Source organism: Bacillus sp. FSL L8-0193, from assembly GCF_037976065.1.
Taxonomy (GTDB): Bacteria; Bacillota; Bacilli; order Bacillales; family Bacillaceae; genus Bacillus; species Bacillus paralicheniformis.
The window spans coordinates 3,398,465-3,412,404 of the sequence record NZ_CP150261.1; the positions used below are offsets into that span (position 1 = coordinate 3,398,465).

A 13,940-nucleotide genomic window follows, 5' to 3' on the forward strand; every position below is an offset into this window, starting at 1 on the left:
GCGGGGTGGCTGCATTGCTTCCTTCCGGCATTTCCCGAGCGAAGCGGAAAACAGATTATGTTAAATCTTTTACCAAAAGAATCTCATCCCGAATCGGTATGCCGTTATCAGCGGTAAAGGGAATTTCAGGCTTTACTTTTCTTGCTTCTTCAACTGCGTTTACATACAGCTCGGCCATTGTATAGCCTCTCTTTTGATAAAACATAAACGCCCGCATATTATCGTTCGTCGTGATCAGTTTAATCGATTGACACTGTTTTCGCTTTGCAGCACGTTCCACTTCGTTTAAAAGGAGTGAGCCGATCCCTTTGTTTTCGGCAATACTGTCCAAGGAGACGACTTCACATTCGTTTCCGGCGATGAAGTACGTAATCAGGCCTTTTATATCGCCTTTTTCATCTGTCACAGCGAATCCTTCCAATTCATCGCAGCGGAATGTTCCGTGTGAATTGACCATGTCCGGACTTCCCCAATGCTTATGAAAAAACGCGGTAACGTCCGCTTTTGACAAGCCGAGCGTTGATACGAGTTTCATTTCTTTCCCCCCAGATCATAATAAAACGCCTTTTCGTCACGATGATGCATCGCAATGAAAGGCGTTTTTCTCATTCCATATCGTTGACCTGATGCCAATATGTCAGCACTCTTCAGGCTTCCCTGCATTCACTGCGGTTCTGAATGATGATCCGCAGCCGCATGAAGCGATGGCGTTTGGATTATCGATGGTGAAGCCTCCGCCCATCATCGATTGTTTAAAATCAATGACCGTACCGTTCATAATATCCAGGCTTTCTTGATCTACAAGCACTGTGATTCCATGCTGGACGAATTCATTGTCGTCTTCGTTTTTTTCGTGTTCAAAACCCATGCCGTATGACAGACCGCTGCATCCGCCGCCTTTTACTCCGATTCTCAAGAATGCGTTCTCCTCTTCATGCTCTTTCATCATATCCTTGATATGAAGAGCAGCCGCTTCCGTGACCGTAACTGTTTTTTCGCTCATAACATCACACCTCCTAAAAGCTCATGTGTACTTTATTATAAAGTCGCACGTCCGATTTCTCAAACGGACCGACTCATGATATAAAAAACTCGCCTTCACATACCGTTTCAGCGGGTCCTGTCATCATGACGCGTCCGTCATTTTTCCAATTAATGATCAAATCACCGCCGGCGAGATGGACGGTAATGTCCGTGTCCCGTTTGGAATAGCCGTTGAGTATCGAACTCACTGCGGCTGCGCAGGCGCCCGTTCCGCATGCCTGGGTAATTCCTGAACCCCTTTCCCATACACGGAAATGGAGTTCTTTGTCGTTTTCGACTTCAACAAATTCTACGTTAACCCCTTCCGGAAACCTTTCATCTTTTTCAATGAGCGGTCCCATCGACGTAAGCGGCGCTTTTTCAATATCGTCTAAATAAAAGACGATGTGGGGATTGCCCATGGATACAGCGGTACCTTTCATTTCCCGGCCGCCGAATATCATCTTTTCATTGATCGTCTCCGACCCCTGTTCACCGAGCATTGGCATATCTGATTTGAGAAGGCGCGGTTCACCCATATCGACTGTAGCCGATACAACTTTTCCTTCCTTCACTTCAATCTCAGCCTTTACCAAGCCTGAAAGAGTTTCAATTAAAAAGGATGTTTCCTTCACCAGTTTATGTTCATACGCGTATTTTGCAACGCAGCGCAAACCGTTTCCGCAGTTTTTGCCTTCAGATCCGTCGCTGTTGAAAATCCTCATTTTAACCGGCGCTTGATCTGAAGGACAGATGAGTATCATTCCGTCTGAACCGATTCCGGTGTAAACGGAAGACACTTTGACGGCCAAATCTGACAACAGCTCCTCAGGGAGATGTTCTTCAAACTGATTGACGTATATATAGCTGTTTCCTAAGCCGTGCATTTTAGTAAAACGAAAAGAATTCATAGCCGCCTCCACATTTTTTACTTTCTTCTAGTATAAAAGCTGAAAGGGATGGATACAATATGGCTATCCCCCGTTTTTCATACATAAAAGCTCCCTGCGTTCATTTGCAGGGAGCTTTTATCATGTTATCCGATAAACATACCGGCGATCGCCGCGCTTGTAAGGTTGGCCAATGTTCCGGCAGCAACGGCTTTCAAGCCGAGACGGGCGATATCGGAACGGCGGTTCGGCGCCATTCCTCCCAATCCTCCGAGCAAAATCGCCACAGAAGACAGGTTTGCGAAACCGCACAGCGCAAAGCTGATAATCGAAGCGGTTTTGACGGAAAGCTGATCAAACATCGGAGCAAAATTGGAATAAGCGACAAATTCATTCAGTACGAGCTTTTGACCGATAAAGCTTCCGGCCTGAACTGCTTCATCCCAAGGGACGCCGATGACAAAGGCGAGAGGTGCAAATACATAGCCGAGAATGAATTCAAGCGAAAGGTCTTTAAAACCGAACCATCCACCGATTCCTCCAAGAATTCCGTTTAAAACGGCAATCAAAGCAACAAATGCAAGGAGCATCGCACCGACATTCAAAGCAAGAGAAAGACCTGTTGATGCCCCTTTTGCAGCGGCATCGATGACATTTGCTGCGTCTTCGTCTTCAGCCATTTGAATATCTTTTTCTTCAATTTTCGATTTTTCAGTTTCGGGAATAAGCATTTTTGCCATAATCAAGCCCGCAGGTGCAGCCATAAAGCTCGCTGCAAGCAAATATTCGAGAGGAACCCCAAGAAGGGCGTAACCGAACAAAACAGAACCGGCCACTGATGCGAGTCCGCCTGTCATAACGGCAAACAGCTCCGACTTTGTTAAGTTTGCAATAAACGGCTTAATCACAAGCGGCGCCTCAGTTTGTCCGACAAAGATATTGGCAGCTGCAGAAAGAGATTCCGTTTTGCTTGTTCCGAGCAGTTTTGCCAATCCGCCGCCGATAAAGCGGATGATGACTTGCATGATCCGTAAGTGGTAAAGAACCGCAATCAGCGATGAAAAGAAGATGATAACAGGAAGAACGCTTAAAGCGAAGGCAGCGCTGTCGCCTACTTGCAAGAGAGGCCCGAAGAGAAAGCTGATTCCTTCATTCGCATAATTGACGAGATGCTGAACGGCTTTCGTAAACGAAAGAAACACTTCCCGCCCCATTTCCCATTTGAGAACGATGAATCCGAACAGGAGCTGCATCGCCAAACCGATTAAAATCGTTCTTATGTTAATTTTACTCTTGTGCTCAGAAAGCAGAAAAGCAATCGCGAAAATCGCCAGAATACCAAGAAGTCCCCATAAAATGTTCATGACCACACCTCTTATTATTTTTTAAACTTTTATTAAGATAACAATTAATGATTGGCCTGTCCACAAAAATTTTTAAGAATTTTTTCTCTTTTTATGTAAACCCTTTCAAACGAAGGCTTTGCATGAAAAAACGAGATCACCAAGATGACCCCGTTTTTAAATAAGTTCATTTTCATCAATGAACTTGTATATATTTTCGACCAATTCAGCCGGATTATTCGCTGTCACCATTTCTCCGTTTACAAGAGCATACATGGTCTGCATGCATTGTCCGCAGTAACTCAGGCAGCCGTATTCGACGACGTCCAGATTCGGATCTTTCTCCAATATTTCTTTTGCTTCCTGAGAACCTTGGGCAAGATTGCTGACGCAAAACTCAACGATTGGAAACACTTTATTTCACCTCACATTGCTTTTTTATCGTACCCTATTTACGTTTCAATAGTCAAAGTTTAAGGCTGAGGAATAAAGCTTTTGTAACATATTAATACCTTAAAGGGTTTTACTAATTATCGATTCAAGGCGGATATGTAGGTTATTTTCCCGAGAAATATTGTGATTTTACATCAAATTAGATATAATTCTAGAGGGTATTTACATAGTTTTTTAATTTTGCAATGAAAAAGGTTAGTTTCTTAATCTGAGGGGAAAAGGGGAATTACCAATGAGAAATTTAGTCTTGCTCGGCGGCGGGTACGGAAATATGCGGATCATTCATCGTTTGCTGCCTAACCAGCTGCCAGATGATGTGATGATCACTTTAATCGACAGAAACCCTTACCATTGTTTGAAAACGGAGTACTACGCACTGGCTGCGGGGACGATTTCCGATCATCATATCAGAGTGTCCTTCCCGGATCACCCGAAGTTAAAGATTGAATACGGGACGATTTCGTCTGTTGATTTGGAAGGGAAAAAAGTTTTGTTTCATGACAGGGAGCCGATATCTTATGATGACGCCGTCATCGGGCTCGGCTGTGAAGATAAATATCACAACGTTCCCGGTGCGCCTGAACATACCTACAGCATTCAAACAATTGATCAATCACGCAGCACTTATCAGGCGCTCAACAACTTAAATGCGGAAGCCACCGTTGCGATCGTCGGGGCAGGACTGAGCGGCGTTGAGCTTGCGAGCGAGCTGAGAGAAAGCCGAAAAGATTTGAACATCGTCCTTTTTGACCGTGGAGAATTAATTTTGTCGAGCTTCCCGAAGCGTTTGAGCAAATATGTTCAAAGCTGGTTTGAAGAGCACGGCGTCAAGATTATCAATTGCGCCAACATCACAAAGGTGGAAGAAGGCATCGTCTACAATCATGACGATCCGATACAAGCTGACGCCATCGTCTGGACAGCGGGGATACAGCCGAACCAAATCGTTCGGGATCTCGATGTGGAAAAAGATCCGCAAGGGCGCGTCGTCCTGACGCCGCACCATAACCTGCCGGGAGACGAACACGTGTATGTTGTCGGCGACTGCGCAAGCCTGCCTCACGCGCCGAGCGCACAGCTGGCCGAAGCTCAGGCGGAACAAATCGTCCAAGTGCTTGAACTGCGCTGGAAAGGCGAACCTCTTCCTGAAGCGATGCCGAAATTCAAGCTGAAAGGCGTGCTCGGTTCACTCGGCAAAAAAGCCGGCTTCGGTTTAGTTGCCGAACGGCCGTTGATCGGCAGAGTGCCTCGCCTGCTGAAATCGGGCTTGCTTTGGATGTATAAGCATCATAACGGGTAGAGTTTCGCGGATGTTCGGGAAAGTTTTTCTAGTTTTAAAAAAACTGTATCATATTAAAAACCGACGTATTCGTTAGGCAAATGTTAGTTTTTTCTTTTGTATTCACACAATCGGACAGATATGAAAAACTGAAACAAGCTCATTTATCCATGATGAGCTTGTTTCAGTTTAACCAGTAAAATTTCGGGTAAACCAGCGTATTTAATAAGCCTCCTAGTCGGCTCTCAAGCGCTCACTTCTACAGCAAAGGCTCGTTCTGATTCAAGTTTATTCTTTATCAAGTGAAGAATTTATATGATCTTTATACGTATCTAAATAGATATTTCTATCAGGTGATAAAACTGCATAGAAAACTTCTTCAGCAGACAGATTTCGCTTTTGCAATTCGGACTGTAACCATTCATGAGTTAATTGATTATCTTTCAAATTATCCTCTTTCATTTTTCCATCCATGATTAATTCGATCGGGAGTTTTCCTTCTGATGCAGTGGCAATCCATAAATCCTTTTTAGTCACATTTCGAAATTGGGGTTTTTTTAATACTGTTAATGTCCCGTTTGTTTCAATAATCGCATAAAGCACTTCTTCAATTTTGAATACATCTTTTTCCCTTAGTTGCTGATTTAAATAATCAATTGTATATCGCATTTTGCGCATGTTGTGTTCAAGAATTTTCCCATTTTGAATTACAACGGTTGGATCTCCAGCAAAGAATTTCCGCGCCTTCTGATTCCAAAGGGATAGATAGGCAGTTGCCAATATTACAAATACAAATATAGAGAAAGCGAGTACCATGTGGTGAATTTTAAGTGAAGTATTAAAAGCCAGATTTGCAGTAATTGCTCCTAGTGTAATTGACGCAATGAAATCAAAGATATTCATTTGTGAAATTGTTTGTTTTCCCAACAACCTTGATCCGATCAGTAAAATGCCAAAAGCGAGAATCGATCGAAGAATTACTTCAACATGTTCACTCATTGTTTTCACCAACTCATTGTATTGTCTATGTACATCCTAGACAAAAATGGTCTTATATATACTGTGATGGCGCACTCATTATTGTATTAGGCATATACTAAGCTGATAAATACTTCAGGGACGGTGAAACTTGTGTATCCTTATTATTATGCTTATCGTACCCCTCCTGACAGAAAACTAATTAATGACATCCTCAAGGCAATTAACGGGGAGTACAGCGCCATTTTCTGCTATAAGCAAATAGCAGAAAATGCTCCCACAGAAGGCATAAGAAAGCAAATTCGTGAAATTAGACAAGATGAACAGAGACATTTTGAAGAGTTTAGGAGAATTTATACTAACTTGACAGGTCAAAAGCCAACCCCAAAAATCACAGAAGAATGCCCTAAACAGTATAGCACTAGTCTAAAGTCTGCTTTTAAAGATGAGCAGGAGACAGTTGATTTTTATTTAGATTTAGCAGACCAAACACAAGATCAGTCAATTAAAAAAGTGTTTCAGCGTGCTGCAGCTGACGAGCAAAATCATGCAGTATGGTTTTTATATTTATTAATCCATTCATCTACACAACAAACCCGGCAAGCGAATTATGGGGCAGCAGGTGCTTTAAATGCAGGTTCACTCACTTTACCGCAAATGCTCACCTACGCCATTCAGGATGAGTACTTAGCTCAAGCGAGATACAATGAAATCATTAGCAACTTCGGAAACATTCGAACGTTCATACAAATCAAAGAAGCAGAATTACGCCATATCAATGCACTACTTTCTCTTTTTGAACGATACCAGGTACAGATACCTGAAGACATCTCTAACTTATATGTCACTGCGCCATTATCCCTTAAGGCTGCATTTGCTGCCGGGGTACAAGGAGAAATTGATAATATCGCTATGTATAACAAATTTCTAACTTTTGATGTTCCAGCAGATGTGAGAACTGTTTTTACGCAATTACGCAACGCATCAGAAAATCATTTAGAAGCTTTTCGAAGAGGTCTTGAAAGAAATGAAGCTTAAACTTTGTCAATTGAATTTTTACAGGTAAGGAGAAAAACTACTTTTTTTACTCAGATGCATCCATATCAATATCTTTTCCTTATCCTATTAAAAAGTCAGTGTGTTGGCTTTTTCAACTTTACGTAAAAAGGACACTGCTCCACCTCTCAAAACCGATTAACTGACATTTCGCTGATTGACTTCAAGATCAAGCACAAGCGGGTATGCGAGACGGACCTTTTTATCAAGTGGCAAAAAGAATCTCGCTGCGCGCCAATGCTTCACAAAAACAGCGTTTTTAATTAACCCCCGTTACCTTAAACAGGCGAAATAAGGGCGCTCTCCCCTCTTATGAGTGAACGCCCTTATTTTTGCGTTTTTTTATTTCCGCCAAAAAGTTGAACAGTCCGCCTTATCCACAATATTAAATTCGATCATTTTTTTAAGTAATGAGAAATCAAGCGGACGATCCCACGGGAAACGGACAAGCTGCTTCGTATGATCATAGCCGGCCTGCACGATTTCTTCAGAAAAACGATCAATTCCCGCGCTTTCAGGGGCAACAGCCAGGTGATGTTTCGCTGTGCTGAAACCGATAATAAAAGTGCCGTGATCGGTAAACATAGGCTGATTCCAGGCGATTTTCGGCGTTAAATTTGGAAATGTCTCCGCTGTCCAACTCAACACTTCCTCCATCCGGGCTCGATGTTCCGGGTGATCAATTCCTTCTAAATATTCTGCAAAAGCTTCCATGTTGCTCCCTCCTAAAATTAAAATGATGCTAGAACTTTGTTTCGCAAATGAACCCTTTGTAATAAGTCTATCCTTGGAACAGTTTCATTCGAATTCCCCCAGATAAGATTCTACTCAAAAAAGCCCCCTTGTCATCGGCGGGCTTTCTTGAATTGAGCGTCATACCTATTATAGCGTTTCCATGCCTGTACCGCTTTTTATAAAGCTATTAAAAACTCCATCATCGTTTCATAAGCAATTTGCGAGGACTGCCGGTTGTATTTTACGGAATACGGGTCGCTAAATCCATGCTCACCCTTCAGCTTCACCGTTTTGACATTCTTTGATTCCAATTGGGATATACACGCGGCAACGTCAAAGGACTGCTCTTTTTCCGGGAAAAAAAGCAGTGCCGGACATGAAGGCGATATGTTCAGATAGTCTCTTATCCGGGAGCCGTAGTATCCGGCGATCCCATTGACACGCTCATCTTCGCTGCAAAGCCAGGCAGCGGTTGCTCCGACGCTGAACCCGAGTAAGATGATCTTGCGATATTGACGATCCAGCTTGGATATGATTGTATTTATTTTGCGCAAAACACCGGGGAAACCGACGTTTTCCATAAAAAAAAGATAAGCCGCTTTTTCTTCAGCGTATTCAAACGGTTGATCCCGATTTAACAAATTGGGGCAAATAACATCAAAGCCCTGCTCAGCTATCAATTGGCAAACATCGTGCATGTGCCGGTTAATCCCGTATATTTCGTGCAGCACGATAACCGCTGTATCGGATTTATTTTGAATATGTATCATGTTCTGACTCCTTGTCTCTCATTGCTGCATAAAAAAAGGGCGCCGCCTTCGGCGCCAGTTTAACAGCTTGTACGGCAACAAATCAGGTTATGCAGTCTTTTGCAAAGCTGCAGGCGCTTTACCATCAAAGCTGTCGAGAAAAATCGCTCTGCCCGCCATCAGCTGGGCCGGCTTATCGTCAAGAAAAATGGCGCGACCGGCAAACTCGGCATTTCCCTTCGGCTGAGACGAAAAACTTAAAACGACAAGGCTGGCAAAGACGGCAGTCAACGCAACGGCAATCATCTTTTTCACTTTAGCTCCTCCGTTCTTTTAAGAATTTGGTCTCTTGCATGATGAGATTCTTCAAAATATTCGGCAGCTTTGTCTGCATCTCCGTTTTCTTTATAGTAAAGTGCGATATCAAATGTTAATTCCGCTACATCCGTCCAGAGATTGATCGTTTTAAGATATTCTAAAGCATGTTCAACCGTAAGTGGATCCTGTTCATCATACAGAGCATGAATAAGTTTAAATTTCGACAAATATTCCCTTTCTCCTGCTTTTTCCGCTCGGAAAAATCCTTTTTCATACAATTTGCGGGCTTCTTTGACAACATTTGATTTGTATAGCACATGTGTCAGTTCAAACATGGAGTGGATGCCGTAAACCGATTCTTCATGCTCTTTGATAAGCAGCGCTTCTTTGAAATGATGTTCGGCCAAGGTGAGGAGATTGCGATTGACATAGCTCAATCCTAAGTTGTGGTGAGCCATGCCGAGGAGAACGTGGTGCTTGATCAGTGCCGCGTCTTTTAGGGCTTGCTTGTAATGCTGTTCGGCTTCATCAAAACGAAATAAATCGAGTTTATTTGCTCCGATCAGCATATCGTTGCTGATCGCTTTTTGAATATAGTCATCATGTGTTTTGAAGGTTTTTAGAGCTGTTTTTGCATGGTTTAAGGAGAGGAAATTCTGTTTGATTTGATAGTAGGCGATAGCCAGTTTGTAATGGAATTCGGCGATTTCGATTTGATCGGGGATTGTTCTGAGCTTTTCTTCGGCTAGTTTATAATAATTGATGGCATTTGTATAATCCTTTTTATGAAATTCGTACATGCCTGCGAAAAAGAAATAATAATATTCGATCATGTCATCTGTGCTTTGCATATCTGCTTTTTGCTCCTGAATATCTTCGAACAATTTGGTGGAAGCAGCAAACTCTTCTGTCAGCAGTTTGTGCCGATAGTCTAAAAGATTAAAATAAAGAAGCAGATCTTGATTTTCTTCCATATTCGGCAGCCGGTGCTCAATGTCGTATTTAATCGAGACCGCTTGTGCCACTTCATGGCGCTTGATCATGACATACCATTGATTAAGCATTCCCGCGACTTCCTCATAAGCAATTTTTGTCTTCAATCGTTTATCCTTCCTTTCCTCCCATGTCTCTTCCTTTTTATGGGTTGTTTTTCATTTTACAGAATCGCTTATTTTTTGACAATCACTTTTCTAAATATTGGCTTAATTTCCTAAAATAACTCAAAATTCTGACATCAATCGTAACCATTTTCTGTATTGTTGCAAATCTCTCAGAAAGTATTTTCGTTTGACATTGTTTTTGATGACATTTTATAATTATATATGTAAATATCAACATGTTCGATTTTACAATAAACAAATAAGGAGCGGTTCATATGAATCAAGATGTCAAAGAGTTTGTCGGAAGCCATATGATCTATACGTATGAAAACGGATGGGAATATGAAATCTACATTAAAAATGACCATACCATTGATTACCGCATTCACAGCGGAATGGTCGGGGGACGCTGGGTTCGCGATCAAAAAGCCGATATCGTCAAGCTGACTGAAGGCGTCTATAAAGTATCATGGACAGAACCGACAGGGACTGACGTTTCCTTGAATTTCATGCCCAATGAAAAGCGGATGCACGGCATCATCTTCTTCCCTAAATGGGTTCATGAACGCCCTGATATCACAGTCTGCTATCAAAATGACCACATCGACTTAATGGAAGAATCGCGCGAAAAATATGAGACGTATCCAAAATATGTCGTACCGGAATTCGCCGATATCACATTCATTGAAAATGCCGGAATCGATAATGAAGATCTGATTTCAAAAGCCCCTTATCCCGGAATGACGGATGACATCAGAGCCGGAAAACGAGTATAAATGGGAAAAGGGCTTTTCATTAATGATATAATGACTGGACTTTTGTTAAGTCATGCAGCAAGGCTTTAATATCATCTTGCGATAAAGGGACAAGCATTTGATCGTAGAGGGTGATGATCTGTCCTCCCTCGTCATGCTCATGCTGCCTTAAATACTGCTGCAAAGCCATGAGCTGGTTTTCTTTCAAGCTGGTCTGCGTTTGAAACTGCTTGATTTTCTTTAACGAAAAAACATTCATTTCGTCATCAAAATCGCCTGACATGATTTGACCTTCAATGCTGGACATGCTGGCTATCCCTCCTTATTGACGATTCGGCTGGTAGTTAGTCTGTCCGCTTTAAGAAAAGTACAATCATAAAAAATAAAACAGCAAGGGACATATCTGTCCCTTGCTGTTTATCATGCAGGCTTATAACCTTGCTTTTCCATTTCTTTATACACGTCTTTCAGCTTCGGATTTCCTTCGCCGACCACTTGATCACCGACCATGACGAGCGGATAAAAATATTCGTCGTTCAGGATTTTTTCGGAGATTTCCTGTTTTTCAGGATCGTTTTCCGGCGGCTGATGGATATCAATGTACGTGATCGAGAAAGGCTGATCGGGATATTTTCTTTTCAGGGCGGCTTCGAGCCACTCATACGTTTCTTTTGATGACGGAAGGTTGACACAGCTTGGACAAAGAACGTCGGCACCGTAAACAAAAAGCTCGGCTTGTTTTTTCATCAGCGGCAGCTCCTTTCTCTTTGTCTTTTATTTTATTCTATTTTGTCCTTTCGCTCCATATTGAAATGAAAATCGCTTTTTGTCTTTGCCGGCAAATATGATATAATATGTGGGAAAACGATTGAAACCAAACAATAGCTTTTTATTGTTCGACTGAATATAATGGTTGTATGATTTGAAAGGAGCGATACGAATGACGACAGAGGTCGAAATGAAAGAACAAGTACAGGAAGTGCTGGACAAACTTCGTCCATTTCTACTCCGCGACGGCGGTGACTGTGAACTCGTCGATGTTGAAGACGGCATCGTCAAGCTTCGCCTGCTCGGCGCATGCGGAAGCTGCCCAAGTTCCACGATCACCCTTAAAGCTGGAATTGAGCGCGCCCTTTTAGAAGAAGTTCCGGGCGTCATTGAAGTTGAACAAGTATTTTAATTTGAGGCGGCTGCCGTTCATTACGGCAGCCTTTTCTTTTTTTATAGATAATCTTCAAACCAGCCGGCAATATACTCAAGCCGTCTGATCCGCTGCTTCGGATGCCCGCTTCTTGATAAATCGTGCGACGCATTCGGGAATCTGACGAGTTTTACTTCTTTCCCCATTTTTTTCAATGCCGTAAACAGCTGCTCCGCCTGTTCAATCGGGCACCTGTCGTCCCGTTCGCCATGGAGGATGAGAAGAGGAGTCTCCACCTTGTCCGCATATTTGAGCGGCGAATGCTCCCACAGTTTGCCGGGATTTTCAAAAAGGTCCGCTCCGATCTGCCAGTCTGTGAAAAAATAGCCGATGTCGCTTACCCCGTAAAAACTGATCCAATTGGAAATGGACCTCTGCGTCACCGCGGCCTTAAAGCGATTCGTGTGGCCGACAGCCCAGTTTGTCATAAAGCCGCCGTAGCTTCCTCCTGTGATTCCGAGCCTTTCTTGATCGATGAAATCATATTGTCCCAGCGCGTGGTCAACAGCTGCCATTACATCTTTAAAATCTCCCCCGCCGTAGTCGCCTCTCACCCGGTTGACAAAATCCTGTCCGTAGCCGTGGCTTCCCCGCGGATTGACATATACAACGGCGCTTCCCTTTGCGGCCAGCACTTGAAATTCGTGAAAATAAGCATTCGCATACATGGCGTGAGGACCGCCGTGCACTTCCAGAATGAGCGGATACGTGTTTCCTTTTTCATATTGAGCAGGCTTTATCAGCCAACCGTGAATTGTCAAACCGTCCGCTGTCTGAAATTGAAGCTCCTCCGGTTCCGATATGATATGCTCTTCCGTAAACGCTTGGTTGGCATCTGTTAATCGCTCCGCTGTTTCTTCCCCCAATGGGAGATGGTAAAGTTCGCTCGGCCGGACAGGCAGGGCTATCGATGCCGCAAAACTTTTTTCATCCGGATGCAGGCTGAATCCGTTCAGATGCTCTTTTTCCAACCGGACCGGATAAGCAAGACCTTCGATTGATATGTAGTAAATGCCTGTCGAACCTTTGTCAGATCCAATGACATAAAAGCCGTTTCCGTCTTTGGTCCAGGCCGGTTTCGGAAGAACGCCTCCGACAAGGCTGTCCCCTGCTACTGCATCGCTGAGATGGACATCAAGCATTTCCGTCAGACACGTTAGTTTTCCTGTTTCGATATTATACAGCCATGCTTTATCAAGCGTGGCGTTTTGAAATTCCTTTTCGTTTCCGATGAATGCAAGGTGTTTGCCGTTAGGAGAAAACGATAGTGAAGAAAAAACGCCGTTTTGACCTGTAAGGCGCTTCAAATCACCTGTCGAAAGGTTCATCAAATAGACATCGTTCACACGCATATCCGTCTGATTGGCACAAAATGCAATCCTGCCTCCGCACGGTGAAAATGCGTGGCTGAAATGGTCGCGTTCTAGATCGGTCAGCTGTTTTATCTCCCCGGTTTCCACTTGAACGAGGACAAGCTGCGTATACTTTCCCCTTTTAAACCCTTGGCCGTCTAATTTATACGACAAAGAATCGACTTCCAGCGGTTCGTGATCTTCAATCTCCGTCTTTTTCTCATCGTCGACGCTTTCCTCTTTCGTCAGCCTCACTGAACAAAGCAATGACTTGCCGTCAGGCGACCATTCAGGCTGTGATACATCATAGGGAATATCGGTCACTTTTCTCGCTTCTCCTCCGGCGGCGCTTATTACGTAAAGTTGTGTGGTTTCCTCGCGATTAGACGTAAATGCAAGGGATTTGCCGTCGGGCGACCAGCGCGGATGCTGGTTTCTTCCTTTTCCAAACGTCCATTGTACTGACGCTTGTTGTTTGCGGTCGTAGACCATGATATGCGAATCATAAGAGTCCTGTTTTTCGTTTACTTTTGTTTGTACGTAGGCGATTTTTGCACCGTCAGGCGAGTACTGCGGGTCGGTAATGGATACAAGCTTGATGAGGTCTTTTTCGGTTATCAGCTGCTTCATGTTCGTTTCTCCTCCTCTATATGTTTGTCATACTATTTCGACTTTCTAAATAAAAATCCTTGTTTTGAAGGCAAACAA

Annotated in this window: 16 protein-coding genes and 1 pseudogene; 4 read left to right on the forward strand and 13 right to left on the reverse strand. The window is 43.3% G+C overall.

The window, feature by feature from the left end; genetic code table 11:
• Positions 1–55: 55 nt before the first annotated feature.
• The 5 genes from MHH76_RS17130 to MHH76_RS17150 all read right to left on the reverse strand — a co-directional run bounded on the left by MHH76_RS17130 (position 56) and on the right by MHH76_RS17150 (position 3,670).
• The gene (locus MHH76_RS17130) at positions 56–535 is read right to left on the reverse strand and encodes a GNAT family N-acetyltransferase (protein WP_025809776.1); all 480 of its coding nucleotides are present in this window, start codon (positions 533–535) and stop codon (positions 56–58) included.
• Positions 536–637: 102 nt separating this feature from the next.
• Entirely contained in the window at positions 638–1,003 is a 366-nt protein-coding gene (locus MHH76_RS17135; protein WP_020452825.1) for an iron-sulfur cluster assembly accessory protein, read from the reverse strand.
• 73 nt (positions 1,004–1,076) lie between these two features.
• On the reverse strand, positions 1,077–1,934 hold the full coding sequence (gene dapF, locus MHH76_RS17140; RefSeq protein ID WP_025809778.1) for a diaminopimelate epimerase: 858 nt from the start codon (positions 1,932–1,934) through the stop codon (positions 1,077–1,079).
• A 125-nt stretch (positions 1,935–2,059) separates the two neighbouring features.
• Positions 2,060–3,277: a NupC/NupG family nucleoside CNT transporter gene (locus MHH76_RS17145; protein WP_020452827.1), complete on the reverse strand. Its 1,218-nt coding sequence runs from the start codon at positions 3,275–3,277 to the stop codon at positions 2,060–2,062.
• A 156-nt stretch (positions 3,278–3,433) separates the two neighbouring features.
• The gene (locus MHH76_RS17150) at positions 3,434–3,670 is read right to left on the reverse strand and encodes a YuzB family protein (RefSeq protein ID WP_003184941.1); all 237 of its coding nucleotides are present in this window, start codon (positions 3,668–3,670) and stop codon (positions 3,434–3,436) included.
• Positions 3,671–3,941: 271 nt separating this feature from the next.
• On the opposite strand from MHH76_RS17150, the gene MHH76_RS17155 reads away from it, so the two are divergent.
• Positions 3,942–5,009, forward strand: a complete 1,068-nt coding sequence (locus MHH76_RS17155; RefSeq protein ID WP_025809781.1) for an NAD(P)/FAD-dependent oxidoreductase — start codon at positions 3,942–3,944, stop codon at positions 5,007–5,009.
• A gap of 267 nt (positions 5,010–5,276) precedes the next feature.
• Here MHH76_RS17155 and MHH76_RS17160 read toward each other — a convergent pair whose 3' ends face one another.
• Positions 5,277–5,987, reverse strand: coding sequence for a DUF421 domain-containing protein (locus tag MHH76_RS17160; RefSeq protein WP_020452829.1), 711 nt, complete (start codon positions 5,985–5,987; stop codon positions 5,277–5,279).
• A gap of 132 nt (positions 5,988–6,119) precedes the next feature.
• On the opposite strand from MHH76_RS17160, the gene MHH76_RS17165 reads away from it, so the two are divergent.
• A complete protein-coding gene (locus MHH76_RS17165) occupies positions 6,120–7,004 on the forward strand; it encodes a ferritin family protein (protein ID WP_020452830.1) in 885 nt (294 codons plus the stop codon).
• A gap of 360 nt (positions 7,005–7,364) precedes the next feature.
• Here the strand turns inward: MHH76_RS17165 and MHH76_RS17170 are convergent, their stop codons facing one another.
• The 4 genes from MHH76_RS17170 to MHH76_RS17185 form a co-directional block, all read right to left on the reverse strand.
• A complete protein-coding gene (locus MHH76_RS17170; RefSeq protein WP_043054458.1) occupies positions 7,365–7,736 on the reverse strand; it encodes an iron chaperone in 372 nt (123 codons plus the stop codon).
• 197 nt (positions 7,737–7,933) lie between these two features.
• Positions 7,934–8,527: a dienelactone hydrolase family protein gene (locus tag MHH76_RS17175; RefSeq protein ID WP_020452832.1), complete on the reverse strand. Its 594-nt coding sequence runs from the start codon at positions 8,525–8,527 to the stop codon at positions 7,934–7,936.
• 87 nt (positions 8,528–8,614) lie between these two features.
• The gene (locus MHH76_RS17180; RefSeq protein ID WP_154495611.1) at positions 8,615–8,812 is read right to left on the reverse strand and encodes a hypothetical protein; all 198 of its coding nucleotides are present in this window, start codon (positions 8,810–8,812) and stop codon (positions 8,615–8,617) included.
• Positions 8,813–8,817: 5 nt separating this feature from the next.
• A complete protein-coding gene (locus MHH76_RS17185; protein WP_020452833.1) occupies positions 8,818–9,924 on the reverse strand; it encodes a Rap family tetratricopeptide repeat protein in 1,107 nt (368 codons plus the stop codon).
• Between the two features lie 275 nt (positions 9,925–10,199).
• On the opposite strand from MHH76_RS17185, the gene MHH76_RS17190 reads away from it, so the two are divergent.
• Entirely contained in the window at positions 10,200–10,700 is a 501-nt protein-coding gene (locus MHH76_RS17190; RefSeq protein ID WP_009329528.1) for a phenolic acid decarboxylase, read from the forward strand.
• Positions 10,701–10,719: 19 nt separating this feature from the next.
• Here the strand turns inward: MHH76_RS17190 and MHH76_RS17195 are convergent, their stop codons facing one another.
• Complete coding sequence (locus tag MHH76_RS17195) at positions 10,720–10,986, reverse strand: hypothetical protein (RefSeq protein WP_043054459.1); 267 nt, start codon at positions 10,984–10,986, stop codon at positions 10,720–10,722.
• Positions 10,987–11,099: 113 nt separating this feature from the next.
• On the reverse strand, positions 11,100–11,426 hold the full coding sequence (locus tag MHH76_RS17200; RefSeq protein ID WP_003184955.1) for a YuzD family protein: 327 nt from the start codon (positions 11,424–11,426) through the stop codon (positions 11,100–11,102).
• 134 nt (positions 11,427–11,560) lie between these two features.
• Between MHH76_RS17200 and MHH76_RS17205 the strand changes: the two are divergent.
• Positions 11,561–11,859: pseudogene (locus MHH76_RS17205) on the forward strand (NifU family protein).
• Positions 11,860–11,900: 41 nt separating this feature from the next.
• On the opposite strand, the gene MHH76_RS17210 reads toward MHH76_RS17205, so the two are convergent.
• On the reverse strand, positions 11,901–13,862 hold the full coding sequence (locus MHH76_RS17210; protein ID WP_043054460.1) for a S9 family peptidase: 1,962 nt from the start codon (positions 13,860–13,862) through the stop codon (positions 11,901–11,903).
• Positions 13,863–13,940: the final 78 nt, after the last annotated feature.